The organism is Burkholderia sp. BCC1985, assembly GCF_905339915.1.
Classification (GTDB): Bacteria; Pseudomonadota; Gammaproteobacteria; order Burkholderiales; family Burkholderiaceae; genus Burkholderia.
The window spans coordinates 1-26,668 of sequence record NZ_CAJPGY010000063.1 but is presented as its reverse complement, the minus strand read 5'-3'; the positions used below and the strand labels follow the sequence as shown (position 1 = coordinate 26,668).

General features: G+C 60.3%; 21 protein-coding genes and 4 pseudogenes. 12 read left to right on the top strand and 13 right to left on the bottom strand.

The genetic code is table 11. From position 1 onward, the window contains the following. The 4 genes from U4Z31_RS34520 to U4Z31_RS34505 all read right to left on the bottom strand — a co-directional run. Positions 1-251: transposase (locus U4Z31_RS34520; protein WP_321812726.1), on the bottom strand; the 251-nt coding region annotated here is incomplete at its 3' end. A 187-nt stretch (positions 252-438) separates the two neighbouring features. Beyond that, on the bottom strand, positions 439-1,740 hold the full coding sequence (locus tag U4Z31_RS34515) for an MFS transporter (RefSeq protein ID WP_124524287.1): 1,302 nt from the start codon (positions 1,738-1,740) through the stop codon (positions 439-441). Positions 1,741-1,801: 61 nt separating this feature from the next. Then, on the bottom strand, positions 1,802-2,884 hold the full coding sequence (locus U4Z31_RS34510) for a glycerol dehydrogenase (protein ID WP_321812725.1): 1,083 nt from the start codon (positions 2,882-2,884) through the stop codon (positions 1,802-1,804). A 183-nt stretch (positions 2,885-3,067) separates the two neighbouring features. Continuing rightward, positions 3,068-3,892: a shikimate dehydrogenase family protein gene (locus U4Z31_RS34505; protein ID WP_124530259.1), complete on the bottom strand. Its 825-nt coding sequence runs from the start codon at positions 3,890-3,892 to the stop codon at positions 3,068-3,070. Positions 3,893-4,132: 240 nt separating this feature from the next. On the opposite strand from U4Z31_RS34505, the gene U4Z31_RS34500 reads away from it, so the two are divergent. The 3 genes from U4Z31_RS34500 (at position 4,133) to gabD (ending at position 7,642) form a co-directional block, all read left to right on the top strand. Continuing rightward, a complete protein-coding gene (locus tag U4Z31_RS34500; protein ID WP_124489519.1) occupies positions 4,133-5,002 on the top strand; it encodes a transketolase in 870 nt (289 codons plus the stop codon). A gap of 2 nt (positions 5,003-5,004) precedes the next feature. Then, positions 5,005-5,991 carry a transketolase family protein gene (locus U4Z31_RS34495; RefSeq protein WP_124524290.1) on the top strand — a complete coding sequence of 329 codons (987 nt, stop codon included), beginning with the start codon at positions 5,005-5,007 and terminating at the stop codon, positions 5,989-5,991. Between the two features lie 169 nt (positions 5,992-6,160). Further along, the gene (gabD, locus tag U4Z31_RS34490) at positions 6,161-7,642 is read left to right on the top strand and encodes an NADP-dependent succinate-semialdehyde dehydrogenase (RefSeq protein ID WP_124489521.1); all 1,482 of its coding nucleotides are present in this window, start codon (positions 6,161-6,163) and stop codon (positions 7,640-7,642) included. A gap of 82 nt (positions 7,643-7,724) precedes the next feature. Here the strand turns inward: gabD and U4Z31_RS34485 are convergent, their stop codons facing one another. From U4Z31_RS34485 to U4Z31_RS34470, 4 genes are all read right to left on the bottom strand, one after another. Next, a complete protein-coding gene (locus tag U4Z31_RS34485) occupies positions 7,725-8,480 on the bottom strand; it encodes an SDR family NAD(P)-dependent oxidoreductase (RefSeq protein ID WP_124489522.1) in 756 nt (251 codons plus the stop codon). Positions 8,481-8,565: 85 nt separating this feature from the next. Then, entirely contained in the window at positions 8,566-9,819 is a 1,254-nt protein-coding gene (locus U4Z31_RS34480) for a sugar ABC transporter substrate-binding protein (protein WP_124489523.1), read from the bottom strand. Positions 9,820-9,904: 85 nt separating this feature from the next. Beyond that, on the bottom strand, positions 9,905-10,900 hold the full coding sequence (locus U4Z31_RS34475) for an ABC transporter permease (protein ID WP_124489524.1): 996 nt from the start codon (positions 10,898-10,900) through the stop codon (positions 9,905-9,907). Beyond that, positions 10,900-12,393: a sugar ABC transporter ATP-binding protein gene (locus U4Z31_RS34470; RefSeq protein WP_124489525.1), complete on the bottom strand. Its 1,494-nt coding sequence runs from the start codon at positions 12,391-12,393 to the stop codon at positions 10,900-10,902. Before U4Z31_RS34470 ends, U4Z31_RS34475 begins: the two co-directional genes overlap by 1 nt. 295 nt (positions 12,394-12,688) lie before the next feature. Here U4Z31_RS34470 and U4Z31_RS34465 point away from each other — a divergent pair, with 295 nt between their 5' ends. From U4Z31_RS34465 to U4Z31_RS34455, 3 genes are read left to right on the top strand one after another with little or no spacing between them, the layout of a single operon-like run. Next, positions 12,689-14,302: a GMC family oxidoreductase gene (locus tag U4Z31_RS34465; RefSeq protein ID WP_124489526.1), complete on the top strand. Its 1,614-nt coding sequence runs from the start codon at positions 12,689-12,691 to the stop codon at positions 14,300-14,302. Between the two features lie 2 nt (positions 14,303-14,304). Then, positions 14,305-15,315 carry a zinc-binding dehydrogenase gene (locus U4Z31_RS34460; protein WP_124489527.1) on the top strand — a complete coding sequence of 337 codons (1,011 nt, stop codon included), beginning with the start codon at positions 14,305-14,307 and terminating at the stop codon, positions 15,313-15,315. A gap of 60 nt (positions 15,316-15,375) precedes the next feature. Further along, positions 15,376-16,098, top strand: coding sequence for a GntR family transcriptional regulator (locus U4Z31_RS34455; RefSeq protein ID WP_012366404.1), 723 nt, complete (start codon positions 15,376-15,378; stop codon positions 16,096-16,098). A 94-nt stretch (positions 16,099-16,192) separates the two neighbouring features. On the opposite strand, the gene U4Z31_RS34450 is transcribed toward U4Z31_RS34455, so the two are convergent. Then, a complete protein-coding gene (locus U4Z31_RS34450) occupies positions 16,193-16,888 on the bottom strand; it encodes an SDR family NAD(P)-dependent oxidoreductase (protein WP_124489528.1) in 696 nt (231 codons plus the stop codon). Between the two features lie 199 nt (positions 16,889-17,087). Between U4Z31_RS34450 and U4Z31_RS34445 the strand changes: the two genes are divergently transcribed. Further along, positions 17,088-18,509 carry an aldehyde dehydrogenase family protein gene (locus U4Z31_RS34445; RefSeq protein WP_124524292.1) on the top strand — a complete coding sequence of 474 codons (1,422 nt, stop codon included), beginning with the start codon at positions 17,088-17,090 and terminating at the stop codon, positions 18,507-18,509. 189 nt (positions 18,510-18,698) lie between these two features. On the opposite strand, the pseudogene U4Z31_RS34440 reads toward U4Z31_RS34445, so the two are convergent. Beyond that, a pseudogene (locus tag U4Z31_RS34440) lies at positions 18,699-18,920 on the bottom strand (transposase); the annotation flags it as partial. Positions 18,921-19,154: 234 nt separating this feature from the next. Here U4Z31_RS34440 and U4Z31_RS34435 point away from each other — a divergent pair. Further along, a complete protein-coding gene (locus U4Z31_RS34435) occupies positions 19,155-20,390 on the top strand; it encodes an IS110 family transposase (protein ID WP_124524293.1) in 1,236 nt (411 codons plus the stop codon). Here the strand turns inward: U4Z31_RS34435 and U4Z31_RS34430 are convergent. Next, positions 20,369-21,499, bottom strand: a pseudogene (locus U4Z31_RS34430) (IS256 family transposase); the annotation flags it as partial. The gene U4Z31_RS34435 and the pseudogene U4Z31_RS34430 sit on opposite strands and share 22 nt — an antisense overlap. Before the next feature lie 57 nt (positions 21,500-21,556). Between U4Z31_RS34430 and U4Z31_RS37265 the strand changes: the two are divergent. Together U4Z31_RS37265 and U4Z31_RS34425 are read left to right on the top strand one after the other, a co-directional pair. Beyond that, positions 21,557-21,661 (top strand): annotated as a pseudogene (locus U4Z31_RS37265) (translation initiation factor IF-1); the annotation flags it as partial. Between the two features lie 73 nt (positions 21,662-21,734). Next, a complete protein-coding gene (locus U4Z31_RS34425; RefSeq protein ID WP_012339002.1) occupies positions 21,735-22,019 on the top strand; it encodes a hypothetical protein in 285 nt (94 codons plus the stop codon). A gap of 257 nt (positions 22,020-22,276) precedes the next feature. On the opposite strand, the gene U4Z31_RS34420 is transcribed toward U4Z31_RS34425, so the two are convergent. Both U4Z31_RS34420 and U4Z31_RS34415 read right to left on the bottom strand, forming a co-directional pair. Further along, positions 22,277-22,525 carry a hypothetical protein gene (locus U4Z31_RS34420; RefSeq protein ID WP_230944700.1) on the bottom strand — a complete coding sequence of 83 codons (249 nt, stop codon included), beginning with the start codon at positions 22,523-22,525 and terminating at the stop codon, positions 22,277-22,279. Between the two features lie 129 nt (positions 22,526-22,654). Then, entirely contained in the window at positions 22,655-22,843 is a 189-nt protein-coding gene (locus U4Z31_RS34415; protein ID WP_034175061.1) for a hypothetical protein, read from the bottom strand. 956 nt (positions 22,844-23,799) lie between these two features. On the opposite strand from U4Z31_RS34415, the pseudogene U4Z31_RS37260 reads away from it, so the two are divergent. After that, positions 23,800-24,348 (top strand): annotated as a pseudogene (locus U4Z31_RS37260) (DEAD/DEAH box helicase family protein); the annotation flags it as partial. Between the two features lie 30 nt (positions 24,349-24,378). Next, positions 24,379-26,668: DEAD/DEAH box helicase (locus tag U4Z31_RS34410; protein ID WP_321812724.1), on the top strand; the 2,290-nt coding region annotated here is incomplete at its 3' end.

Below are 26,668 nucleotides of genomic sequence, written 5' to 3'. Positions count from 1 at the left end.
GCGTTGATCTCTTTCATCACGTCCAGCTCGAGATCGCGCTCGGCCAGCATCTTCTTCAGCCGCGCATTCTCTTGCTCGAGCTGCTTGAGCCGCTTCACGTCGGCAGCCTCCAGCCCGCCGAAATGTTGTCGCCAGTTGTAAGTGGTTTGCTCGCTGACCCCGTGCTTCTTCGCAACTTCCGCGACCGGCGCCTTGTCCGCCTCGCGCAGGATGGTGACCATCTGTTCTTCGGTAAACCGGCTCTTCTTCATGACTTCCTTTTCTCCGTTGGGAGCCATTCTCTCAAGTTTCAACTGGTCCGAAAATTCCAGGGCAGGTCATCTTCCGTAAACTTGCTCGTCTTCATGACATGGCCTTCGTGTCCCAGTCGGACACGTCATGTCGAATTTCTCCAGTTTTGACCCTGACTATTTCCTAGATCAGGGTCGGTATCCAAGCTCATTCGATATCGTCCAGCTTTACCCCGGTGTTGTTTTTCCATGTCAGCACGGCGCAACTCGCGACTACGGCCACCACGATAAGATAGACATTGAATAGCTGCCCCCTGTTGATGGAATACAACCATGCATTCAGATATGAGGCGGTGCCGCCGAAGAATGCGACCGCAAGTGAAATGAAGAAGCCGAAGAGACGGGTGCGGTAGCGTGTCGGCACTTGTTCCGAAATGGCTGCAGGCTTGCTCCCGGTGATAAATGCAACGAGCACGAGCCCGACCGATTGCGTGACAAGCAACGTCCACGGCTCGCTGGAAATCAAGCTCCAGAGCGGAAAGATGGTGATCGAGATGCCGAGTAGCGAGATGAGCGTTGTAACCTTGCGTCCTGTGAAATCGGAAAGGCGTCCAATGAGCGGAAGCGCGATCAGATAGATCACCTGGGCAATGCAACTCATTGCGAACGCGCGGTGCGGATCCATGTGCTTGACACTGATTGCATAGATGGCCGCGGACGTTACCCACGTATAGTAGGTAAGCGTCGAACCGGCCTCATACACGAACAGCTTCAAGCCTTCACGCACGACCTTGGCCCGTGGCCACGGTTTATGACGGGCGTTAGTCGAAGCGTCAACGCTGATGCTCTCCACCATATTGCGGCGCAGCCATAGCGCGAATATCGCGAGAAACCCGCCTGACGCGAACGGCACCCGCCATCCCCAGTCCTGCATGGCGTTCGGTGAAAGGAACGCCGTGAGCGACGCAAGAAAAAAGGTGGCAAGCAGCGAGCCGGCGCCGACCGAAATGAACACGGCACTCGACCACAAACCACGCTGCGCCGGAGGAGCGATTTCGGCAACGTAGGCGTAGGACGCAGTTGTTTCGCCGCCGTGCGCCGCACCCTGCACGAGTCGCGCTACCAGCAATGCAGCCGAGGCCCAACTGCCGATTGCGTCATATGGCGGGATGATCGCGATCAGAAGGCTCGCGAACGCCATGAGGAGCATCGTACTCAAGAGTACCGAGCGGCGCCCGATCCGGTTGGCGATCGCGCCGAATACGATGCCACCCAACGGGCGGGCGAAGAAGCCTGCAGCGAATACGGCCAGCGTACCGAGCAGCGACGATGTCTTGTTCGTATTATCGAACAGCGCGCCAGCAATATAGACCGATGCGACCGTGTAGACCGTCCAGTCGAACCATTCGAGTAAATTGCCGAGGCTGGACGCGATCAAGGATCGCCGATGAGATGAAGGTTGCGACGTGGCACGTCGCGACGACGAGGAAAGATGAGAAAGGTAAGTCATGAAGTCTCCAATTTATTGTCGCGGGAAATGTTTTCGCGCCCGGTTCGCGCTGCCTGTGGGCTCAGGCAGTAGCGTGGTCGATGGCTTCCATTGCCGCGACGATGTCCGCGATGCCGAGCGTGCGCTCGAAATTTGCCGAGTAGGGTGCTTGTAACGTGAAGCGAGCGACGGTCTCGTAGTGCTCGCGAGTGACGACGCCAGAACCCAGGTCGCACAAGCGGACCGGCAGACCAATGCGCGCATAGAGGCCGATCATGTCGCGCATGAAGTCCGGTGCTCGACGTTCGAGATGTAGTTGAACGAGCAGCGCGTACGCGACCTGCAAGCCGTGTGGTGCCCGCGCCGACGTTTCGAGCCGGGACAGGCCACGCGTCATCGAGTGCGCGATCGATAGCCCCGCGCTTTCGAAGCCCAGGCCGCTCATCAGAATGACGGCTTCGACAAGCCGATCGAATACCGGAGCAGTGCGGCCGTGCTTGAGCTCGGCCAGCGCCGTCTCCGCGTGGGCGCGAATGATCGAAAAGCACTCGCGCGCGAGTACGTACGCAGAGTAGGACGGCCTGGCGCGGAACATGTTTTTGCCGTCGCTGTGCAGGCACTGCTCTGCTTCGAAGTATTTGCTGATCGCATCACCGATGCCGGCAAGCAGAAAATGTGTCGGCGCCTGCGCGATCAACGTTGTGTCAACCAACACGTACGTGGCGCTGCGCCGCAAGTGCCTGACCGCCGCGAGTTGATGATCCTCGTCGTAAACCACATAGTTTTTGGAAGTTGGGGAGTCGTTCGATGCAACGGTGGGCACGGTGATCAACGCGCAATGTGCAGCATCGACAAGCGCCTTTCCAGCGTCGAGCGTTTTGCCGCCACCGATCGCAACAACGACTTCGTGGTCGAACGATTGCGCGGCCTGCTCGAGCTCGCGAATCTTTCGATCCGTAAGTTCACCGCTGAACGCAATCCAGCGTACGTCGATTTCGTGCGCGGCGCACGAGGCCGCGATTCGCGATCCGAACTGTTCTTTCACGAAGCAGTCGCAAAGGATCAGCGCACGCTCCGAGCATTCGCGAATGTATTGACCGATATCGTCAAGGAGTCCGTCGCCCTGGATGTATCGGCCCGGAGAGCCAAAAATGAGTGCAGTCATGATTTCGAGTACCGGTCGAATAGAATTAGATATGGAATCCTGAACAGATGAATCTCATCGGATGCATCAGTGACTAGGGTGCAGTAAGCGTGCCGGAATCGCCGATCGGTTTGCTTGCAAGGACCGCGTATCTGGGTGGCGAGCTCGCTGAGACGTTGGGCGACAAGGACGCCAGCCTCAGCCTTACGCATTCACGTTGGTGAGCAGGAATTCGACAAAGTGATCGAGTTGCGACATAACCATGTGTTCGCCACGGTGAGTGCGGGCGCCACGCGCTTCAGCTTCTACCAGAAGCCGCGTGACCGCGGGCTGCATGATCACCTCAGCGACGACCATTGCGGGCGTCAGCTTCGACGTGTCGCAGGGCAGCGCGTCGTCAGGTTTCAGACCTAGCGACGTTGCGTTGATCACGATGTCGTGATTGCCTGGCTCGTCGCTGCCCGCTTTTACCTCGCAGTTCGGCACTGCCTTTCCGACGAGTGCCGCCAGGTCGCTTGCTTTTTCTCGACTGCGGTTCGCGATCGTCAGCCGTGCAATGCCCTCGCGCGCCAGTGCCAACGCAAGGGCAGTCGCCGCTCCACCTGCGCCAAGCAAAAGCACGCGCTTGCCCGCGAGCGCGATGCCCTCGCGCAGCATGCCGGCGACAAAACCGGAACCGTCATACATTCGCCCCGTGTAACTGCCGCTCGCGTTGCGGCGGACCGCGTTCACAACGCCGAGCAACGATGCGTCGCCATCGAGTTCCTCACACAGTTCTGCCGCCGCCTGCTTGTGCGGAATAGTGAGCACGACACCGGCCAGATTGGCGATGTGCCGCAGTCCGTCCCATGCCTGCGTCAGATGCTCGGGACGCACGGCCCACGGAACCATGATCGCGTTGATGTTCTTCCTCGCGCAAAGGGCATTGAACAGTGTGGGCGTCCGGACGTGAGCGGACGGCCACGCCATCAGGACGATAACCTGTGTTTCGCCATTGACCGTGGGCGAGGAGGGTGGAGTGGTCATCATGCGTGTCTCCGTGTTGTTTGAAGATATATGATGCATCATTTGAGGGCGATACGGCAAGGTCAATTTGCGGAGCGCGATTCATGATTGCCGGAATGCCACGCGTACACATCGACAACAGAAGACAGGGCGCGTCGATCATTGCGCTATCATGATATATGATGCATCATGTATGAAACGAAGGCGGAATGCCGAGTCTTGCCGCGCTCGCCTCGTTCCTTTCAGGTTCCAATAGGAGACTCTATGTCGACAGCATTGCAGGAGAGCGATCAGGCGCTTTCCAGGGAGACGCTCGCGCAGTTGCGCGAGAAGGCGCAATTCGTCCGCCTCGAGACGATTCGTCTGATAGAAATCGCGAAGACGGGACACTACACGTCGGTGTTTTCCGCAGCCGAAATCTTTGCCGCGCTTTACTACGACGTCATGGCACTGCGTGCCGGCAACCCGCAATGGAAGGATCGCGACCGGTTCACGATGGGCAAAGGGCACGCGGCCGTCGGACTTTTTCCCATTCTTGCGGACTACGGGTTCATCGACCGGGAGACGCTCGATGGCTACACCCGTCTCGGCAATCCGCTCGGCGATCATCCGGACATGACCAAGGTTCCGGGCGTCGATTTCAGCTCGGGGTCAATCGGCCACGCGCTATCGAACGGTGCCGGCATGGCCAAGGCGGCGCAGATGGCAGGCAGCCCCTTCAAGGTTTTTACGTTGCTGGGTGACGGCGAAATGCAGGAGGGGCAGGTATGGGAAGCCGCGCTGTTCGCCGCGCATCACCGCCTCTCGAACCTCATCGCGATTGTCGATCGCAACGGCTATCAACTCGACGGCAAGGTCGACGACGTCATCGGTATCGAATCGCTTGCGGAGAAGTGGCGCGCCTTCGGCTGGGAGACGCATGAAGTAGACGGCCACGATCTGACCGCCCTCGTGCCGCTGCTGCGTCGTGTGAAGGCCGACCCGGTGCGCAGCAAGCCGGTCTGCATCATCGCGAAGACGGTCAAGGGCAAGGGCGTGTCGTACATGGAAACCGAACCCGGCTGGCATCTCGGCTATCTGGCACCCGATGACGCGCAACGGGCGATCGAAGAAATCAAGAGCAAGGTGATCTAAGCATGTCTACTCCGCAAAATCCCGATTCGTGGCAGTACCGCGCGCTCAACGCGCGCAATCCTGGCCTCGACTATCTGTCCGATGCGCTCATCGATCTCGCGCGCGAAGGTCATCCCGTCGTCGCCGGCTCCGCCGATCTCCAGTATTCGAACGGCTTGAACAAGTTCGCCGGCGAATTCCCGGAGCGCTACGTGCAATTCGGCATCTCGGAGCAGAACATGGTTTCCGCCGCCGCCGGCATGGCGACCACGGGCCTCATGCCGTTCGTCGCGACCTTCGCATCGTTTCTCGGCCTGCTGTGCTGCGAGCAGATTCGCATGGATGTCGCGTACTGCAAGCTGCCGGTGCGGCTCGTGGGTCACCATACCGGCATCTCGCTCGGCTTCTACGGTACCTCGCACCATGCAACGGAAGACATCTCGACGATGCGCGCGATTGCGAATCTGACCGTCATTTCGCCCGCCGACGGCGCGCAGCTCGCCGCCGCGATCCGCGCGTCGGCCACGTGGCCCGACCCGATCTACTTCCGCATCGGACGCGGGCGGGATCCGAAAGTCTATGAGGATGGTGTCGAGTTCACGATCGGCAAAGCCATCGTTCATTCGGTGGGACGCGACGTCGTCATTATCGGCTGCGGATTGCCGGTCGCCGGTGCACTCGAAGCGGCTGACAATCTGAGGGCGGAAGGCATTTCGGCGGGCGTGATCGACATGCCGACCATCAAGCCGCTCGACCGTGACGCCATTATCGCGGCGGCGCGACAGTCGAAGGTGCTCGTCACGGTCGAAGAGCACAACGTGATCGGCGGGCTGGGTGCGGCGGTGGCCGAGGTCCTGGCCGACGAGGGGCTCGGCGTGCGGCTCGTGCGGCACGGAATCTACGACGAGTACAGCCTGATCGCACCGCCGACGCATCTGTATGCGCACTACGAACTCGACGGTCCCGGGATCACCCGCGTTGCGCGAGCCGCGCTCGCGAAGGCGACCTGACGTGCCAGCCGCCCGCAAAACAGCTCACCGTATCGCGGGCGGCACGCGGTAATCGAGGTGTTTACGGTACGCGAAGGGTGGCAGCGACGCGCTGGCTCGCGAAGCCATCTCCCGACATCGGAACTCGGGCGCCACCACTTCGCGCCGGTTCTGATAAACGGGAGTAGCGATGTTGAATGACGATGGCTGGCGCGGCGCGGAGCTGCGCGATATGGATCTGTTGAGAGACGCGTGCCTGATCGGCAGTGAGTGGGGCGCGGCCGATGACGGCACGACCATTGACGTGTTCAATCCGGCAACCGGCGCGTTGCTTGGCACGGTCCCTCGGATGGGCACGGTCGAGACACGCCGCGCGATCGATGCGGCTGCGCAGGCGCTGCCGCATTGGCGTGCGAAAACGGCAAAGGAGCGCGCCGCGTTGCTGCGCCGTTGGTACGAGCTGATGCGCGAACATCGCGACGATCTGGCGAAAATCATGACGCTCGAACAGGGCAAGCCGCTGAACGAGAGCCGCGGTGAAATCGACTACGCGGCGTCGTTTGTCGAGTGGTTCGCCGAAGAGGGCAAACGGGTTTATGGCGACACGATTCCGTCGCCGGCCGGCGACAAGCGAATCGTCGTACTGAAGCAACCCATCGGTGTCTGTGCGGCCATCACGCCATGGAACTTCCCGGCCGCGATGCTCACGCGAAAACTCGCGCCGGCGCTGGCCGCCGGCTGTACGATGGTACTCAAGCCTGCGAGTCAAACCCCGTTCAGTGCGTTGGCGCTGTGCGTGCTCGCCGCACGCGCCGGTATTCCGTACGGAGTAATTTCGTGCGTGACGGGCAAAGCGAATCAGATCGGTGCGGAACTCACGTCGAATCCACTCGTGCGCAAATTGTCGTTTACCGGCTCGACGGAAATCGGCAAACAACTGCTGGCCCAGTGTGCCGCAACGGTCAAGAAGACATCGATGGAACTAGGCGGTAACGCACCGTTCATCGTGTTCGACGATGCCGACCTCGATGCGGCAGTGCGCGGTGCGATCGCGTCGAAATATCGCAATGCAGGTCAAACCTGCGTGTGCGCCAACCGCCTGCTCGTGCAGGATGGCATTTACGACCGCTTCGTCGCGCGACTCGCGGAGGCCGTCGGCAAGCTGGTGGTCGGCAACGGCCTGGACGAACGCGTCACGATCGGGCCGCTGATCGATGCCGCTGCCGTTTCGAAGGTCGAAGAGCATGTGCAGGATGCGCTCGCGAAGGGCGCACGTGTCGTGGCCGGCGGCAAGCGCGCTGCGCAGGGGGCGAATTTCTTCGAGCCGACTATCCTGGCCGACGCCACACGCGACATGCGCATCTTTGACGAAGAGACGTTCGGCCCGATTGCGCCGATCTTCCGGTTCAAGACGGAATCGGAAGCCATCGCGCTCGCAAACGATACGCCGTTCGGGCTTGCTTCGTATTTCTACGGGTGTGATATCGCGCGGGTGTGGCGTGTCGCGGAGGCGCTCGAGTACGGAATGGTCGGCATCAACGACGGAATCGTGTCGACCGAAGTCGCGCCGTTCGGCGGCGTCAAGGAAAGCGGCCTTGGCAGGGAAGGATCGCGTTATGGCCTCGACGACTATCTCGAGATCAAGTATCTGTGCTTCGGCGGCATCGCCTGATCGCCGAACGTGCGGAAAAGGAAATGGCCGCCACGGGCGGCCGTTTTTGGCTGATCGGCTTCGAACGCCGTATCGAATCGGCCTAGAAGCCGGACACATATCCTCCGTCGACGGGCAGCGTCACCCCGGTCACGAACGCCGCGGCGGGTGACGCGAGAAACACCGCCGCGCCCGCGAGATCCCCTGCTTCGCCCCAGCGACCGAGAGCGGAACGCGACACGATCTTGCGCGACAACTCTTCCGATTCCCAGAATATCCGCGTCATGTCGGTTCGATGGTAACCGGGAGCGATCGCATTCACGCGCACGCCGCGCGGCCCGTATTCATGGGCCAGCGAGCGAGTCAGACCGACCACGCCGGTCTTGCTGGCGCAGTAGGCCGGTACGTCGGCGTCGGCGAGGTAGCTGAGCATGGACGCGATATTGACAATCGAGCCGCGCGACTGTTCGAGGAGCGGGCGTGCGGCCTGCGACACGCGCATTACGCTACGCAGGTTGACGTCGAGTACATCGCTAAACACATCATCCGCGTATTCGTCGCGCGGGCGAGCGACACCGGCCGCGTTGACGAGCACGTCAAGGCGGCCGAGGCTGCCGAAGAATGCGTCGATTTCGCCGTGGCTGCGCACGTCCAGCGCGGCAAAACGCAGGCCGGTCAGCGACGCCTCGTTGCGTAGCGCGTCGAGCTTCGTTGCGGATGAGCCCGTGGCGATGGTATGCGCGCCGAGTCGGTGGAACGCACGCGCGATGGCAAGCCCGATGCCGCTCGTCGCGCCGGAAACGAGCACGTGCCGTCCTGTAAAAAGATTGTCGCGAAAACTGTCGGTGTCAAAGCTCATGAAGTGAATCTCCAGTGAAAGCACGCGGCGTGCGGACCAAGGCAGTGCACGCCCTTGCATTACATGCGGAACAAAGCGAAACGAATTAGTTGCTTGTGCCTTGCGCCCGAATCTCCGAAATCGACCGGACGGGCGGAATCGTGTACTTGTAGAAGAGGTTCGCCGGATTCGGATCGATCTTCTGGTCGACGTTGCCTTGCGTGATGATTGCCGGCGGGAAACCGGAGCCCATGGGCAGATTGTTCGCATCGACGCGCCGCGTGAACGCGTTGTGGATGAATTCGATGGCAGCCACACCGGTCTGCTCGCCGGAGTTTTCGCCGGACACGAGGATGTTGCCCTTCTTGATCTGGTCAAGCTCTCCACGGTAACCGCCGGCTGCATCGGCGATGCGTATCTTCCCCTGCTTGCCCATGTTTCGTACGGCGCGCAATGCGCCGAGCCCCATGAAGTCGTTCTCGGAGAGGATGAAATTCAGCTTGTTGCCGTGCGCGGAGAGAATATCTTCAGTTGCTGCGAGGCTGCCTTCCTCGGTCCACTTGCCTACGCCCAGCGCGAGTACGTTGAATCTGATGTCCGGGGCGCTCAGCTTGCCGGTTTTCTTCAAGGTCTGGAACAGTTCGAAGCCGCGCAACATGGCGTCCTCTCGGCTCGCGCTTGTGGTGCGCTCGCGCATGCGCTGATCGACGATGCCCGCGATCAGTCCGTTGATGCGGCTTTCCGACGTCGAGTTTCCGAGCACGCCGATGACGACGGCTGCGTCGATCGGCGTGTCTTTGCCTGCCTCCTTCGCCACGTACCGGCCTACCTCGAAACCGCTTGCATAGGGGTTGCCAAGCAGTGTGGTGAGCACTCGGGCGCTCGCGTCCGGCGTGGTGCCGACGGTGACGACCGGAATGCCGGCATCGACGGCGCGATTGATGCATGCGGACACACCTAGCGTATCGGTCGGATCGACCACAATGACGTCCATTTTGCGCGTGACGAAGTTGTCGATCTGCGCGCATTGGCGCTGCAGATCGCCGTCGGCCACTTGCACGTCGATCGAGTAACCGTATTTCGCCGCACTCTGCCGTGCCCCCTTGATGAGCTCAACGAACCACGGATTGCCCAGCGTGATGTCGGTCCAGCCTATTTTTAGCTGGTTCGGATTGGCCGGCTGCTTCGGCCATGCCTTGCGGACCGCCGTTCGATCGGGCAGGGCCGGATCCACCACACCGGACAGTGCCGTATTCGGCAGAAGCGTGTAGATCTTTGCCTTGGCCTGGCTGTGGACAGGGGCGGTGATGCCGAACGCCAGCACGGTGGCGACGGCGAGTGCTCTGCGAGCAACATTCATTTCAGTCTCCTGAATAATATTGTTGGATGAAAGAAAAGATGAAGCGGAGGGGCCGCGTGGCGGCCCGGGCGGATGGAGAAGTGGTTTAGCGTTGGCCGATACGTTGGACCAGCACGGCAAGAACGATGATGGCGCCTTTGATGATCTGTTGCGGATAAACAGGCACGCTCAGGAGATTCATCACATTGCCGATCAGGCCCAGCACGAGCACGCCGATCACCGTGTTGAGAACCGATCCCTTCCCGCCCGAGAGCAACGCGCCACCGATCACGCACGTCGCGATGCCGTCGAGTTCCAGGCCGACGCCGGTGATCGGCGTGCCAACACCCGTGCGTGCCGTGAAAACGATGCCGGCGACGGCGCTCAGCGCACCGGAAATCACGTAGACGCAGAACTTGTAACCGCGCTCGGAAATACCTGCCAGCCGCACGGCCGTCTCATTGCTGCCCGTGGCGACGACCATGCGTCCAAACGTGGTGTAGGTCATCAGGAAGTAGAACAGCAGCGCGATGACCACGCCGAGCACGACCGGCCATGGCACGTTGATCCAAGGAGCGCTGCCGCTGCCGAATTCATTGAGCAATTCCGCCGCCGGCAGATCGAGCGGCAGCATCGTCGGCTGGCCATTCGACATCATGTATGTGATTCCGCGTGCGATGGTCATCATGGCAAGCGTGACGATGAATGGCGCGAGACCGAGGGCGGTCACGAGTACACCGTTGAACGCCCCGAAAAGCGCACCGAGCATCACGGCCAGCACGACCGAGAGGAGGAGCCCGGTCATGCCGCCGAACGGCATCGCCGGGACCAGCATGGCTACCAGCAGGCCGCCCGCCGCTGCGATCGACCCCACCGACAGGTCGATGCCGCCCGTATTGATCACGAGTAACATGCCGAGGCTGACAAACAGCAGGGGTGTCAATTGCCGTAGCAGGTTATAGAGGTTTTCCTGGCTCAGAAACGCGGGCGACATGACGCTCGATACGACGAACAGCACGATCAGCATGATCAACGCGTTATGGCGCAACAGACCGCGGAGCAGCGGAACATCGGTGCGCTGTGTTTGCATGATTCCTTCCATTACTTGACTCCCATGGCCAGCGATATCAGCGACTTTTCGTTGATGGCGGGGCCGCTGAGTTCGCCCGCAATACGGCCCGCACGCATGACGAGCACGCGGTCGCACAGGCCGATGATCTCCGGCATGTCGGAGGAGACCACGATGACGGCGACGCCGGCGCGTGCGAGATCGTTGATGACGTGATAGATCTCGATCTTGGCGCCGATATCGACGCCCCGCGTCGGCTCGTCAAGGATCAGTACCCGGCAGCCGTTCGAGAGCCACTTCATCAGCGCGACTTTCTGCTGATTGCCACCCGAGAGCGTCGATACGTCGACGTCGGTATCGCGCGCCTTCACCCGCAGCTGTTTGATCAGTTCGCGCGTGCGCACGCGCTCGGCACGATGATCGAGAATGCAGCGCAGGTGCGCGAGCGTGTTGCGCGGCGTCATCATCGCGTTTGCGCGGATCGGCATGTTCAGGAGCACGCCTTGCTGTTTGCGGTCCTCGGGCAGCATCCCGATACCGCTCTCGATGCCGTGGCGGGGACGCTTCAGCTTTGCGACCGGACGGCCGTCGACCCGAATTTCGCCGCTGCTCCTGCGGTCCGCACCGAAGATCGCGCGCATCGTCTCCGTTCGGCCTGCGCCGACGAGGCCGCTGAAGCCCAGCACCTCGCCCGCGCGCACGTGAAAAGAGACGTCGCGCACGCGTTCGCCTGCGCAAAGGCCGCGTATTTCCAGCCGTGTGTCGCCGATGCACGCGTCGCGCTTCGGAAAGAGATCCTGCAGCTCTCGGCCGACCATCAGCTGAACGAGGCGATTTTCGTCGATGTCGGCAATGCGCACCGTGCTGACGAAGGTGCCGTCCTTGAGCACGGTGGCGCTGTCGCACAGCCGGAAGATTTCTTCCAGCCGGTGCGAGATGTAAATGACGCATACGCCATCACGCTTGAGTCGCTCGAGCAGGGCGAACAGACGCGTCGTTTCGCGCGCGGTGAGCACGGCCGTCGGTTCGTCGAATACGAGAACACGCGACGTGCGCGAGAGCGCCTTGCAGATCTCGACGATCTGCTGCTCGGCGACCGACAGCGTTGAGACGGGACGCGACACGTCCAACTCACCGAAGCCGAGCGCATCCAGTTGTTCGCGGGCGCGCGCCTTCAGTTTCGACCAGCGGATGATCGACGTTCCCGCGCCGAGGTCGTGCAGAAAAATGTTCTCCGCGACGGATAAATGCTTTGCGAGCGAGAACTCCTGATGAATGACGGAGATTCCGTGCGCCTGCGCGGCGTGCGGGCTGTCGATTGGAAGGTGGCGACCGTCCAGCAGGATCTCGCCTTCGTCAGGCGTGTGCGCACCCGCCAGTATTTTCATGAGCGTCGATTTGCCCGCACCGTTTTCGCCCATCAGCGCGTGTACCTGACCGCCGTGCGCTTCCAGGCTGACGTTGCGCAGCGCCTGTACGCCACCGAAGTGCTTGCTGATGTTGCGCATGATCAAGTGGTTGCTCATCGTCTCCTCTGTAATCCTGTTTGCCATGGGCGGTGTTCATTGCTGCCCGTAAGTGAAAGCGTGTCATCTTGCGGCGATTGAGAATGGATGATGCATCATATATTCAAGATGGCCTGACTTAGATGGGTATTTCCCCTAGGCGCTGCGAAGCCATACGACCACGGTCGTTGTTGTTCAATAGAGATGCATCATATATCATTGGTTGGCGGGCTGTAGCGATGTGCAGTGCAGCGATGTGTAGTGCAAAAGAAGTCGCGCCCGTTCAATCGACCAGAAGCAGACACTGGAGACACCCTTGACATACGACTACATCGTGATCGGAGGCGGTTCGGCGGGCAGCGCCGTCACCGGCCGACTGATCGAAGCTGGCGCAAGCGTCCTGTTGCTGGAGGCGGGGCCGCGCGACAGGAATCCGCTCGTGCATATCCCCGCCGGTTTCACGAGACTGCTCTCGACGGATCTGCTGTATCACTACGAAACCGAGCCGCAGACAGGGCTCGACTCCCGGCCGCGCATCGTGCCGCAAGGCCGGGTGCTGGGCGGTGGCAGTTCCGTGAACGCGCTCATCTATATCCGGGGGCAACAAGAGGACTACGACGAATGGGCTCGCCTGGGCAACTCGGGATGGTCTTACGACGAGGTGTTGCCGTACTTCAGGCGCGCGGAGGACAACGAGCGGCTCGACGATCGGTATCACGGCGTCGGCGGGCCGCTTGGCGTGTCGGATCTTTCGCAACGCTGCGAATTGTCGACGGCGTTCGTGCGCGCCGCGCAGCAAGCCGGCATTCCTTTCACGCACGATTTCAACGGCGCGCGGCAGAATGGCGTCGGCTTCAATCAAATCACGACACGCGACAAGAAGCGTTGCAGCGCAGCCGTAGCTTATCTGCGCAACGCCGAGGCGAGCGGGCGTTTGACGATCCGTACCGGTGTGCGCGTGGACCGCATTTTGATCGAGGCGGGTCGCGCGATCGGTGTGGAATACGTCAGCAACGGCCAGCTCGTACGCGAGAAGGGCTGCAAGGAGGTGATCCTGTCGGCAGGAGCCGTGCAGTCGCCGCGTCTGCTGTTGCTTTCCGGAATCGGCGCGACGGAGGAACTCGCTCGGCACGGCATCGAGGCCGTGCAGGATCTGCCGGGTGTCGGTGCGAACCTGCAAGACCATATCGAATTTCCGGCGGTGTCCTACTGCACGGGAAACTACGGTTACTACGGCCAGGACAGCTTCACCAACACGCTGAAGAACGGGCTGCAATATTTGCTTTTCAAGAGCGGGCCCGTCACATCGAACGTGACCGAAGCCTGCGCGTTCGTCAACGTCGACGCGCCGCAAGAGCGTCCCAATATCCAGATGCACTTCGTGCCGATCGTGTTTCTGGACCTGGATCAGGACCACGTGAAGTCGGCAGGCGCGACAATCAATCCTTGCGTGCTTCGTCCGCAAAGCCGTGGCGAGATTCGTCTGCGCAGCGCGGATCCGGGCGCCGCGCTGTGGATCGATCCGAAGTACTTCCAGCATGCCGAGGATCGACGCCTCGCTGTAGCCGGCCTGAAAAAGGCGCGCGAGATTCTCGCGCAACCGGCTCTGCGCAGCTATACGAGCGAGGAGGCGCTGCCGGGCGCGGGCGTCGCGACCGACGCCGCGCTGATGGACTACATTCGCAAGCGCGCGAAAACCGTCTATCACCCGGTCGGCACGTGCAGGATGGGCGTGGACGAGCACGCGGTGGTGGATCCCGAATTGCGCGTGCGCGGCATCGATGGATTGCGCGTGATTGATGCATCGATCATGCCGAATCTCGTGTCGGGCAATACGAACGCCGCTTCCATCATGATCGGCGAGAAGGGCGCGGACTACGTGCTCGGCAAGACGACCCTGAGCGGCGCAGCACTTGACGCGGTGGTGTAGCGATGCTGGAAGATAGCGTGACGATCGGCACGAACAACACGACGGATACGATGGGCGCCTGGACCTGGCAGATCGCCGGCGCGCCTTCCGCGCTCGCATGGCGGCGTGCGGCGAGGCCGGTGCCGGGGCCCGGAGAAGTGCTCGTGCGCAACCGCGCCGCGGGTCTGAATCCCGTTGACTGGAAATTCATCGAATGGGGGTCGCCGGCATGGCGGCCGGACCACATACCAGGGGTTGACGGGGCGGGAGAGGTGGTCTCGGTAGGCGCGGGCATCCAACAGGAATGGCTCGGCGTGCGTGTGGCCTACCACCAGTCGCTCACGCGCGACGGCAGTTTCGCGGAGTACACCGCAGTGCCGGTCCGCGCACTGTTGCGCTTGCCGCCGGGCCTGAGTTTTGCCGAGGCGGCGGCGTTGCCGTGCCCCATGCTGACGGCGTGGCAAGCCACGCAGAAAGTGCCGCACCGGACCGGCCTCGAAGCACTGGTAACGGGTGCCGGTGGAGCGGTCGGCACGCTGTTGGTCCAGCTCGCAGTGCGGGCTCGCTGGCGAGTGTCGGTGATGTGCAACTCACGTCATTTCGAGCGCATGGCGCGTCTTGGCGCTTCGACGAGTCTGTTGCCGGACATCGGAAGCAGCGCCTTTTCATCGCATCGGCCGTTCGACGTCGTGTTTGACACGGTGAGCGGCCAGCATGCCGCCCGACTTGCGCGCTTCGTCGCCGTGAACGGCCATCTCGTCTGCATCCAGGACCGTCTGGAGACATCCCCGGTCGCACCGTTTACGACGGCCATCTCGTTGCATGAAGTGGCCCTGAATGCACTGCACACCCACGGCTCGGCCGCGCATTGGCGCACGCTGGTCGATGCGGGAGAGCGTCTGCTCACTGACGTGCTGCATCGCGCACTGGCGCCGCTGCCTATCGAGCCGATGCCGCTGTCGCGCTTGCCCGAAGCACTGGAATCGTTGAAAGCCCATACCGGGCACGGCCGGCCCGTCGCCGTAGTCGACTGAGCCCGCAGCCGGGTTATCGGCATCGGCACCGCCTGTTGCGGCGATGGAGCGTGATGTATCATGCATGAAAACATTTTTCGTCCCGTTATCAGAATGAAGCCACTCGCCCGTGTCGAAAAGAGCAATCTCTCGTCACGCATCTACGAAGAGATCCGCTCCCGATTAATGAACGGTCAGTACGCGCCTGGCGACCGACTGCGTATCAACGACCTTGCCGAAAAGCTCGGCACGAGCATCACGCCGGTGCGCGAAGCGATTTTCCGCCTGGTCAGTGAACAGGCCCTGGAAATGACTGCGGCAACCTCGATCGTGGTGCCGGTGCTCGACGCCGATACCGTTGCGGAGATTCAGCTCATGCGGCGGCTTCTCGAGGGTGCGGCGGCCGAACAGGCGGCGCAGCGCATTACCCCAAAGGAAATCCGCCATCTGAGCCTGACGCACGACGAGTTCATCGAGGCAGTTGCCGCGAGCCCTTCAGAGGCCGCGGAGCGCAATCGCGACTTCCATTTCGAATTGATGGCGGCAGCCAGGATGCCCACGCTCAGCGCAACCGTGGAAACCATGTGGGTCCGGATGGGGCCGCTGCTGCACACGTTTCATTCGCATCTGCCGCGGCGCGAGATATCGAATCGTTCGCACCCCCACTATCGCGTGCTGGCCGCGCTGCGCAAGGGTGATCCCGAGGGGGCATCGCGAGCGATCCAGGAAGATATCGAATGGGGCCAGCGCGTGCTGCTCGAATGGATGGCCGAGCGGGAGCATGGCGAAGTCGCCGCTACGTAAGTAGCCGATTACCCGATCCGATTGCGATGCTACCCCCACGCGGGTAGCACATGCGTGCGGCGGCGCATCGCCGCCGCCTATCCTCACTGCTTCATCATGCGATGCTGAATCCGCCGTCGATCGGAAGGACGACTCCCGTGATGTAGTCCGCGTCGGCCGAGCAAAGGAATTTCACGCCCCTGGCGACATCCGAAGGCTGCCCCCAGCGCCCGAGCGGCAGCCGTGCGCGAATTGAACCGCTGCGCTCGGGGTTGTTCAGCGCTCCCGCAGATAGTCGCGTTTCGATCCAGCCAGGCGCCACTGCATTGACGCGCACTCCGCGATCCGCGAACGCGGCGGCATGCGCGCGCGTCAAGCCAACGAGGCCGGCCTTGCTTGCCGTATAGGCAGGATTACGGGCCGAGCCGAAAAAGCTCCACATCGATGCGATATTGACGACGCAGCCGCGCACCGCGGACAGCTTGTCGAGCGCGACTTCGGTCGTGAGCTGGCAGGCGTTCAGATTGACGTCGACCACTTTTCGAAAGCCCGCTGAATCGAACTCCGCGCGGTCGTGGAGGATGATTCCGGCGGCGTTGACGAGCACGTGAATCTGCGCAAGATCGCCGAATGCGTCGCGAACTTCAGCGGCTGACGTCACGTCGACTCGTTTGAACGCGATCGCCGGATCGAGATCCTCGTCCGCGTCCTTTCCGACGGACACGGGGCGCAGACCCGCGCGCAAGAATTCTTCGGCGATCGCGCGACCGATTCCGGTGCCGCCCCCCGTTACTACAGCAACTTTCGTCATGGACTTTCCTCCTGTGAAAATAAAATATATGATGCATCATATTCCGGTATGCGGGCAGGCACAAGCGCCCGGGTCAATCGTGGCAGTGGAGGAGGAAAGCCACGGGCATTTCTCGATGCGATGCAGCAGATGCAGCAGATGCGGTGACGATGACGGCAAGGCTGAATCCCCTTTTTAAATTCAACAACTGGAGACTCGAATGACCAATGCGAAGCGGTTTTACATTGCGGGCAAATGGCAAGCGCCTGAGTCGAGCGCGCAGATCGAAGTGGAAAACCCGGCGGACGAGTCGATTATCGAGACGATTGCCGCTGCTTCCGCGTCGGACGTCGGTCGTGCGGTAGCGGCCGCAAAAGCTGCGTTCGGCGAATTTTCGCGGACTACCGTCGAGCAGCGGGAGCGATGGCTCGTCAAACTGCTGTCGATCTACAACCGGCGCTACGACGAGATGGCGCGCGTCATCTCGCTAGAGATGGGCGCGCCCATCGATTTCGCTGTAGCGGCACAGGCCCGCACGGGGCAAGGGCACATTGAGGCCGGGATCCATGCCCTTCGGACGTTTCGCTTCCAGCACGCAGTCTCCGGCGGGACTGTGGTTCGCGAACCCATTGGCGTGTGCGCATTGATTACACCGTGGAACTGGCCCATCAACCAGATCGCGTGCAAGGTGGTGCCCGCCATCGCAACCGGGTGCACGATGGTGCTCAAGCCGAGCGAGGTCACGCCGCTGAGCGCGCTGTTGTGGGCCGAAATGATCGATGAACTCGATTTGCCGCCCGGCGTGTTCAACATGATCAACGGCGACGGTGCGACTGCGGGCGCGGCGCTTGTGGCGCATCCTGACATCGACATGATTTCGTTTACGGGTTCGACCCGCGCAGGCAGCACGATCGGCGCGGTGGGTGCGCAAATGATCAAACGGGTAGCCCAAGAGCTGGGCGGCAAATCGCCGAACATCATTCTCGAAGGCGCGGATTTGCGTCCGGCCGTGGAGAGAGGCGTGCGTCATTGCATGGCTAATAGCGGACAGTCTTGCAACGCACCCACACGTATGCTCGTGCCCGAGAGCGAATACGCGGCGGCTGTCGAAATCGCTCGTGAGGTGACCAACAGCATTCAGGTCGGTCGTCCTGAGCAGCACGGCGGCCATATCGGCCCTGTTGCGTCGCACGCTCAGTTCGAAAAGGTCCGTGCTCTCATCCGGGCGGGGATCGATGAAGGCGCTACGCTCGTCGCCGGCGGGCCGGATGCGCCGGCTGGTCTCGAGCTCGGCTACTATGTCAAACCGACGCTGTTCGCTGATGTGCATAACGATATGCGTATCGCGCGCGAGGAAATCTTCGGCCCCGTTTTGACGATGATCCCGTATCGGAGTCTCGACGAAGCCATCTCCATTGCGAATGACACGCCGTACGGACTTGCGGCATATCTGCAGGGCAATGCGGAATTGGCACGATCCGTAGCAAGCGAACTGCGTGCCGGTATGGTGAGTCTCAACGGCGCCGATCAGTCTTTCGATGCGCCGTTTGGCGGCTATAAGCAGTCGGGGAACGGGCGCGAGTGGGGGGCGTTCGGTTTCGAGGATTACCTGGAAACGAAGGTCATCAACGCGGCCGGATGAAATGCCAGGTCGATGCTCGTGAACGTGTGAGGACGAGGTTCAGCCAGCCTGGCTATATTGAGATTCGTGGAGCTCCGGAATGATATTGATGATGCCGGGCGTCCGTATGCGGAGATGCCCGCGCATAGCGGTGATACGCGTCAGCGGAACCTGTCTGCATTTTTGTGGGCGAGGCGGTTGAACAGCGCGTTATCCACGCGCCTGCATAAATCGCTCTCCGAACAGGATAGCAAACTGATTCATCGCTGATTTCCAGTCGAACGCAGCGCGTACGGTCTTGGCCAGCACGTTGCGCAACGCCAGCCAGAGCAGTTTGATCGCGGCCTCATCATTCGGGAAGTGACCACGGGTCTTGATGATCTTGCGCAACTGCATGTTCAAACTTTCTATGGCGTTCGTAACCGGCATGATATAGCCGGTGCCTCGCGTTTCCGCGCCGAGTGGTTTGAGCGTATGGTGTGACCATCCGGGACAGGGGCACTGGGGAGCACTTCGGGTGGGCAGGCCGTTGTTACACGATGAGCCGCGAGCTCGTGTTAGTAGTTGGCCGCCCCTGCGACCCGCCCGGTTGCGCTGTGAGCGCGAATCCGTAGTTGTCGTGCTGTCCCACCGGCTCCCAACAGTGATCTGATACGGGAGACGGTTATGCGAATCGTGGGGTTTGACGTCTCGCGCTCAGTGGCCGAGATCGCGTACCTGGAGGATGGCACGCTGCATGCAGGCGGCCGCACCGGGTTGCGACGCGACGAACTGGAGCGTTTTGCCGAGAAGCTGCGCGCCACCGATCATGTGGTGCTCGAAGCAACCGGCAACACTGCCGCCATCGTCAACGTGCTTCGTCGGCACGTCGCGCGCGTGGCGATTGCCAATCCGCTGCAAGTTCGGCTGATCGCGGAGGCTCGCGTCAAGACGGACAAGATCGAGGCAGCCGTACTGGCACAGCTGTATGCAAGCGGCTTTCTGCCGGAAGTATGGATGCCGGACGAGCACACGCTGGCGTTGCGCCGACAGATCTCGCGTCGTTCACAGCTGGTGCGGCAGCGCACGCGGCTGAAGAACGAGATTCATGCGGTTCTGGCCGCGCATCTGATCGAGCGATGCCCCGCCACCGATCTGTTTGGCAAGAAGGGGCGTGCCTGGCTCGGCGTTCAACCGCTTCCGTTGGACGAGCGACTCGGTGTTGAGCAGCGGCTGCGCGAACTGGACCGCCTCGGTGAGGATCTGCGCGAGGTGGAGCAAGCACTCGCGCAAGCGACCATCGACGACGCGCGATTGCGCGTGATGCTGACGATCACCGGCGTCAACACCACGGTGGCGATCGGGCTGCTATCTGCCATTGGCGACATCGAGCGGTTTCCGAATCCGGAGAAGCTGGTGAGCTACTTCGGGCTCAATCCGTCGGTCTATCAGTCCGGCCCGACACCGGCCAGGCACGGCCACATCACCAAGCGCGGGCGCTCTTACGCACGGGCGATGCTGGTCGAGGCTGCCTGGGGCGCCACGCAGGCGCCTGGGCCGCTGCGCGCCTTCTTCCTACGCGTGCGCGATCGCCGCGGCCAGCAAATTGCTGTCGTCGCGACCGCTCGCAAACTCGCAGTGATCGTATGGTATGTGCTGACACGCGACGAGCCGTTCGCGTGGGACCGTCCCGCGTTGACCGCACACAAGTTACGTGCGCTGGAACTGCAGGCTGGAATGCCGGCGCAGCATGGCTCGCGCAAAGGTCCGGCTGCCGCCTACAGTCTGAAGAGTGTCCGTCAGCAGGAACGAGCCGTGGCTGAGCAGTCTGAGCGAACCTATCAAAGACTGTTTAACCGGTGGAAGCAGTCGCGCCCCAAATCAGACAGCGCGCCGATACGGTGGCCGGAAGCGCGGACATAGCGAACGAGCGAAGTACGGCGTGGGGGCTTGTGTATTTCATCCGTGGTGTAGACGACCCGTCGGATCTCCGGCGGGAACACGTAGAACGGCACGACGTGCTCCCACGCGCGTTGCCACGACTGCACGATCGTCGGGTACTTCGCCCCCCAAGGTCCGTCGGCGAAGTCTTGCAGCGCTTGCCTTGCCGCCTCTTCGCTGGCAGCCGCGTAGATCGGGCGCAGCGCAGTGGCGAGTACCTTACGGTCCTTGTAGCTGGCGTATTCGAGGCTGTTGCGGATCAGATGCACGATGCAGGTCTGAACGGTGGTCCGCGGATAGGCTGCGCTGATCGCCTCGGTCAGTCCTTTCAGGCCATCGGCCACGGCGATCAGGATGTCCTGGCAGCCGCGCGTCTTGAGTTCGTTGAGCACCTTGAGCCAGAACTTGGCGCCCTCGGTCTGCTCGATCCAGAGGCCCAGCACGTCGCGCTGGCCATCGGCCTGGATGCCCAAGGCCAGATAGACGGCCTTGTTGCTGACCACGCCGTCGTCGCGGATCTTGACCCGCAGCGCGTCGAAGAACACGACCGGATACATCGCCTCGAGCGGGCGGCTCTGCCAGCTCAGCGCTTCGGCCATCACCTCGTCGGTGACCGAACTGATGAAGTCGGGCGACACTTCGGTGCCGTATTGCTCGGCCAGAAACCCTTGAATCTCGCGCACGCTCATGCCATGCGCGTACATCGCAATGATGCGTTCGTCGAAGCCGGTGAAGCGGCGCTCGTGCTTGGGAATCAGGATCGGCTCGAAGCTGCCGTCACGGTCACGAGGGACTTCGACACGAACCGGGCCGCGATCCGTGATGACCGTCTTGCCGCTGGCGCCGTTGCGCTCGTTGGCTTGTCCGGGCGGCTTGGACTGGGCCGACGGGTAGCCCAGATGTAGATTCATTTCGGCGCCCATCGCGCGTTCGATGACCGCTTAGTTGAACGCCAGCATCAGATCCTGAACCTCGGTCGGCGTCATCGGCCCCTTGACCAGTTGGTCCAGCAGTTCTTTGGGCAACTCAGGCAGCGGCCCGCGGGCCGCTGCCTGAGAGGCTACTGTTCTCCGTTTCTTCTTCATTGGCATATCCATGACTTTTACCTCTCATGATATGCCCCGCCCACAAAATGACGGATAGGTCCACTGGAATTGTCGGTCTATGACCTCACCAAAGGGCGTATCAATTTCCGGCACAAAGACGAACGGGCTTCGCCCGGTGTGCCTCGAAACAGATTTGTTCGACGCTAACCATGTAGCGCCGATACAGGATTGATTGCGCTCCTCTACGCAATTCGTAGCCATCAATCACCGGGAGTTCATCATGAGTATGCGTACCTATCGCGGATTCGAAATATATCCGCTGATTTATCCTCACTTTCACACAGGCGCTGGCCGTACTCACAACTACGAAGCCGGTTTCGACGCGGCGGTCAAGGTTTGCCTGCGTGGCACTAACACCACGCTGACCCGGAGCCAGACCTTCAAGCTTGTCGACGGTTCGCCGTTTGCCAGTGCCGGTGACGCACGCCGGGCTTCGCAACGTTACGCAGAAGACATCATCGATCAGAACCGAGGCGAACATTGGATGTTCGACGCAGTTCTTTGATACGGCTCTCTGTTGAACAGCAATGCATGGGAGCGCGCGTCAATCGGAGACGTGCGTCCCGATCCGAAATTGCGCGAGCCGACGCCATGCTGCCGGTCAACGGGAAACTCGCGTCGTAAGCCGACATTCCTTTCTGTCCCGTGCTCTCAAGGCAGATCAACGGACGAGCGGCCGCATTGTGCGACTGGCGCGCTACGCGCTGATGGACGTCGCGTTGCCGATCGACGTTGCGTAACGACCAGGCCGCCGACGCAGATTCAATCGATGCCTTGCGCCTTTTCGTGCCCCTGGATTTGCTCTTCGAGCAATCTGCGTGCGAGCGTTCGTGCGGCGTCACGCGCCTCCACGTCCGATGCAAAATCCCCTTCGGTATCGTGTTGATCAGAGGTGCCGGGATCCTCTCCGATGCGGTGCAAGTGGACGATTCCGCGATAGCGCCCAGACGTGGTCTGCATCACGCGAAGGCGTGCCACGTGCGTGTGGGTCGTACACACTTCATCATCCATGATGCCTTCCTTGCCAAGACCCCTGGCGAGACAACGACATGGCAGACTTCACCCGCCCGCCTGCATCCGTGTGTTTGGCTCCCGGTAAACTTCGGCAAGGCGGGGTTTATCGCCGCCAGCGCCGAGAGGTCAATGTTTGCGATGCATCCACCCCAAGTGATGGGAGTCCAGCCACTGAACGACTTCCATACTTGAATGTTCGCTCTGGTAACGGCGCGCCAACGCGACTGCAACCACCGCGACCACCGCAAGACCAACCACCCAACCAATCATCGACTGAGTCATGACAGCCTCCTTGTGAATGTGGAATGCAGCCATGACTGAATTCTAGGCGTCTTGGCGGAAGGATTCACAAGTCCTGCGCCACGCCGCGCGGACGAACCGCCTCCACATGCACGATCCTGGGGAAGGTACGCTCGACCTCCACCTGATCGGTCGCGCCCCATATCCAAGGATCTGGGGCGCAGGCCTTAGCTGTGACTGATGAGGTGGACAGGTTTCGGTCGGGATGTCGTGCAGATTTGATCCACGGCATTCACCGCTCGGTTCCAACGGAATGCGCGAACGGAGGCAAGCGATGCTTCCAAGGACAACTTTTCTGAGAATTTCCGTGCCCAAGGACACCTTTTCTGAGACGGTGAGCATGTGATCGTCTCAGAAAAGATGTCCAAGTCATTGATTTGTATAGGGTGCCAAAGACATCTTTTCTGCGAGCCCACATTGTTGTTGGTTCTCAGAAAAGATGTCCGCGGTCTCAATATGTTGTCTTTGAATAAAAAATGATTTTCTCGGTGTCGTGCGTTTAAAAATTCGATGATATATGCGGCATATTTGATGCATGCGCAATCCATGATCGCGTTGGTGTTCGGGCTATATGTCGAATATGGAGTAAGTGAATATTCACTATCGAATGACATACCGATCAGGATGGAAGAGTGCTGCGGCGATCGATATGAGGGAAAGAGCTGCGCTCGCCGAAAGGATGGGGCCGTCGGAGATTCTCGACGTCTAGTCGTGTAACAGTTTGCGTGGATTTCTGTGAATTCTATTGATCCGTTCGACGTTGCGATCAGCTGCATCGTGATCGTTGGGTGGTAAGAGCCGCTGATCGATCCAGCCACTTTGCAAAGTCTGTTTCGTGACAAACGCACTGATCTACTGTCGGCGCGTTACGCTACAGTGGATGCTGGACTGGCAACGGCTTAGTCTGTTGCGAGATGCGTTTACGTCGTCACATGATACAAACATATGAAGCTTAACGGGGGAGCAAGGGAATGGACGTTGATGTTGATTTTTATGGGAAGAATGAGATTTACAGGAGCTGGGCCGACAATCGCATCAACTTTGGTCTCGCAACCGAAGCTAATGAAGGGCGTGGATTCAGGCCACCCCAGCGAGCGGCAGTCCTTGCCGTTCTATCGCATCTCGACATGGAACCCACTAAACCAGCAACAGTCGTCATGCCCACTGGAACTGGCAAGACTGATACGATATTCGCTCTTGTCTTAGCTGGGTTGTTCAAGCGAACACTGTTGGTGGTTCCGTCCGACGCACTGCGAACGCAGATGAGCGAGAGGCTGCGGTCGCTTCAGACGCTCAGGACCATCGGGGCTGTGTCGGACAGCGTGCGATCACCGGCTGTCCATGTAGCCGAAGGATCAGACAGGGCCTCGGATACAGCCGCAATTGAGAACGCCAACGTGACGGTTGCAACGCCGGCAACACTAGCCACGCTGGATACAAATACATTAGAAAGCGTTCTGGCGCTATATACCCACATCGTATTCGATGAAGCTCATCACGTAGCGGCTGCAACTTGGGATCGAATCCGGACCGGTGCCGAAGGTAGGCCCATGCTTTACTTCACTGCTACGCCATTCCGTCTCGACGAACAACGCTTGGGCAGCAAGATCGTGTTCAACTACACCTTGCGGCAGGCCCAGCGAGATGGCTACTTTCAACAAATTGAATTTCATCATGTACGCGAGTACCGCGACGAACTGGCGGATGAGGCCATCGCCGAGAAAGCGCTGGAGCTACTGCAAAAGGACCTTGCGGACGGGTTCGACCATATCCTGATGGCCCGATGCTCATCGATTGCGAAAGCCAAGACTATTGCAGCCATCTACGAGCGCCTCTCGGAAGGAACCGAACTCAATCCGGTGCTCCTGCATAGTCGAACTGGCGATCGCCGTGAGACGTTGAGCACAGTCCTTGAACGTCGGAGCCGGGTCGTAATCTGCGTGAACATGCTGGGGGAAGGTTTCGACCTACCTCAACTGAAACTGGCCGCGATTCACGACCAACATCGTAGCCCTGCGGTGACGCTTCAGTTCATCGGACGGTTGACTCGTGTGTCATCCAAGCTTGGTCCCGCCAAGTTTGTTGCGAATATTGCCAACCAAAGAATTGAGGGGGAGATGCAAGGGCTCTACGAGTCAGACGCCGATTGGGGCATGGTTATTCGCGAAGTCAGCGAGAACAAGATCCGCCGGGAGGTTGAGCGGCAGGAATTCGAGGCTAAGTTTGAGGGCAATGACGATGCCGAAAAGATCGTAGCTCTCAATCCTCGGCCACACACTAGTGCTGTCGCTTACCGAGTCGATCGATCCGGGTGGCGACCTGCCAATGTAAGCATGCTTCGCGGTCGAGGCGAGTCACTGGAGTTGGAGTCAGTCAGCGATGATGAGCGCATCGTGATGGCTGTCACAAAGGAGAGCATTCCGGTCGACTGGGCCAAGAGCGCTTCGGTAATGACAACCAGTTGGCAGCTTTATCTTGCATACTACAGGCCGTCGGACAGGACTTTGTTTGCTACTTGCACCGGTGACGAGATTCAACTCGGGCGATTCGTGAAGCTAATCGCGCCTTCGGCTTCTCGCATCCGAGATGAGGCAGTCTTCCGGATTTTGAGTGGCATCGATCTACTGAAGTTGCAGAACGTTGGCCTGATCAGAGGGGGGCGTGAGGTTCGCTTTACCATGCATGTTGGCCATGATGTAAACACGGTCATGGCCGATCTAGAGAATGGAACGTCGGCCAAGTCCAACATCTTCGCCGTAGGGCACTCCGAGGGCGAGCGAACATCAGCGGGATGTTCCGCCAAAGGAAAGCTTTGGAAGATGGACTCTACTGCAGTGGATGAGTGGATCAGCTGGTGTGACGAGGTAGCCGTCAAAATCAACGATGAGAACATCGATACGACAGACATCCTGAAAAATGTACTTCGCTCCGACAGGATCAAGGATGCTTGGCCACAAGGACTGTTTTTCGCAGACTGGCCAGATCAACTGTTTATCGACACGGAGACAAAGTGTGTGGTCACTGTGGAGTCGGAGTCTTATGCAATAACGGATCTGGTCTTGGGGCCGCCATCCATCGAGTCGGCCACGACGCTTGCAGTGCCGTTGATCGCCGCACGCGATGGCGAGTCGGAGCGGGAGCTATTGAAGATCAGGATCCATCTGCGCGGCGATTCTTATTCCTACTCCGCGCCAGGTGCTCGCTTCACAGTTGGCAGTAGAGAGTGTGCGCTTGCGGAGTACCTCGACCGTGATCGACTGAGACTACTGAATGTCGATGGCTCCATCGTGATCGGCAACTACCGGGTCTACTCCCCGACGAGCCTAAATGTTCGATTACCCCAAGAGCTGATGCAGAGTTGGTCATGGGACGGGGTTGATATCAGTCGAGAATCTATGGCAGATCGAAGCGATCTTGCGAGCGTACAGGGCTATACGTTCAGCAAGATCGAAGACGATTACGACATCATTTTCGATGACGATGGCGCTGGCGAGGTCGCGGATCTGGTTGCAGTGCGTGTACGGCAACACTGGATTGAGGTTGACCTCTACCACTGCAAGTATTGCAAGTCTGGGCAAATGCCTGGCGCTCGGGTTGACGACGTATACGTCGTGACCGGCCAAGCAAGCCGGTCAGTGAAGTGGCATACACGAGGGCCAGCGTTGTTCCAGCGTCTGCTAGATCGTTATAGCAAATCCCAAAGCAAGGGGCGAGATCGCATCCTCAAGGGTTCACCCGAGGGAATAGACGTATTGCGAAAGAAGGCGAGGGACATGGAAGTTCGACTGGGTTTCATCGTGGTACAGCCTGCAATTTCTGCAGGGGGCAACCTAAATGAGG

Bases quoted from the DNA above. Each gene is read 5' to 3' on its own strand.
- U4Z31_RS34515 (WP_124524287.1), bottom strand. From the start codon at position 1,740: ATGACTTACCTTTCTCATCTTTCCTCGTCGTCGCGACGTGCCACGTCG.
- U4Z31_RS34510 (WP_321812725.1), bottom strand. From the start codon at position 2,884: ATGACTGCACTCATTTTTGGCTCTCCGGGCCGATACATCCAGGGCGAC.
- U4Z31_RS34505 (WP_124530259.1), bottom strand. From the start codon at position 3,892: ATGATGACCACTCCACCCTCCTCGCCCACGGTCAATGGCGAAACACAG.
- U4Z31_RS34500 (WP_124489519.1), top strand. From the start codon at position 4,133: ATGTCGACAGCATTGCAGGAGAGCGATCAGGCGCTTTCCAGGGAGACG.
- U4Z31_RS34495 (WP_124524290.1), top strand. From the start codon at position 5,005: ATGTCTACTCCGCAAAATCCCGATTCGTGGCAGTACCGCGCGCTCAAC.
- gabD (WP_124489521.1), top strand. From the start codon at position 6,161: ATGTTGAATGACGATGGCTGGCGCGGCGCGGAGCTGCGCGATATGGAT.
- U4Z31_RS34485 (WP_124489522.1), bottom strand. From the start codon at position 8,480: ATGAGCTTTGACACCGACAGTTTTCGCGACAATCTTTTTACAGGACGG.
- U4Z31_RS34480 (WP_124489523.1), bottom strand. From the start codon at position 9,819: ATGAATGTTGCTCGCAGAGCACTCGCCGTCGCCACCGTGCTGGCGTTC.
- U4Z31_RS34475 (WP_124489524.1), bottom strand. From the start codon at position 10,900: ATGGAAGGAATCATGCAAACACAGCGCACCGATGTTCCGCTGCTCCGC.
- U4Z31_RS34470 (WP_124489525.1), bottom strand. From the start codon at position 12,393: ATGAGCAACCACTTGATCATGCGCAACATCAGCAAGCACTTCGGTGGC.
- U4Z31_RS34460 (WP_124489527.1), top strand. From the start codon at position 14,305: ATGCTGGAAGATAGCGTGACGATCGGCACGAACAACACGACGGATACG.
- U4Z31_RS34455 (WP_012366404.1), top strand. From the start codon at position 15,376: ATGCATGAAAACATTTTTCGTCCCGTTATCAGAATGAAGCCACTCGCC.
- U4Z31_RS34450 (WP_124489528.1), bottom strand. From the start codon at position 16,888: ATGACGAAAGTTGCTGTAGTAACGGGGGGCGGCACCGGAATCGGTCGC.
- U4Z31_RS34445 (WP_124524292.1), top strand. From the start codon at position 17,088: ATGACCAATGCGAAGCGGTTTTACATTGCGGGCAAATGGCAAGCGCCT.
- U4Z31_RS34435 (WP_124524293.1), top strand. From the start codon at position 19,155: ATGCGAATCGTGGGGTTTGACGTCTCGCGCTCAGTGGCCGAGATCGCG.
- U4Z31_RS34425 (WP_012339002.1), top strand. From the start codon at position 21,735: ATGAGTATGCGTACCTATCGCGGATTCGAAATATATCCGCTGATTTAT.
- U4Z31_RS34420 (WP_230944700.1), bottom strand. From the start codon at position 22,525: ATGGATGATGAAGTGTGTACGACCCACACGCACGTGGCACGCCTTCGC.
- U4Z31_RS34415 (WP_034175061.1), bottom strand. From the start codon at position 22,843: ATGGCTGCATTCCACATTCACAAGGAGGCTGTCATGACTCAGTCGATG.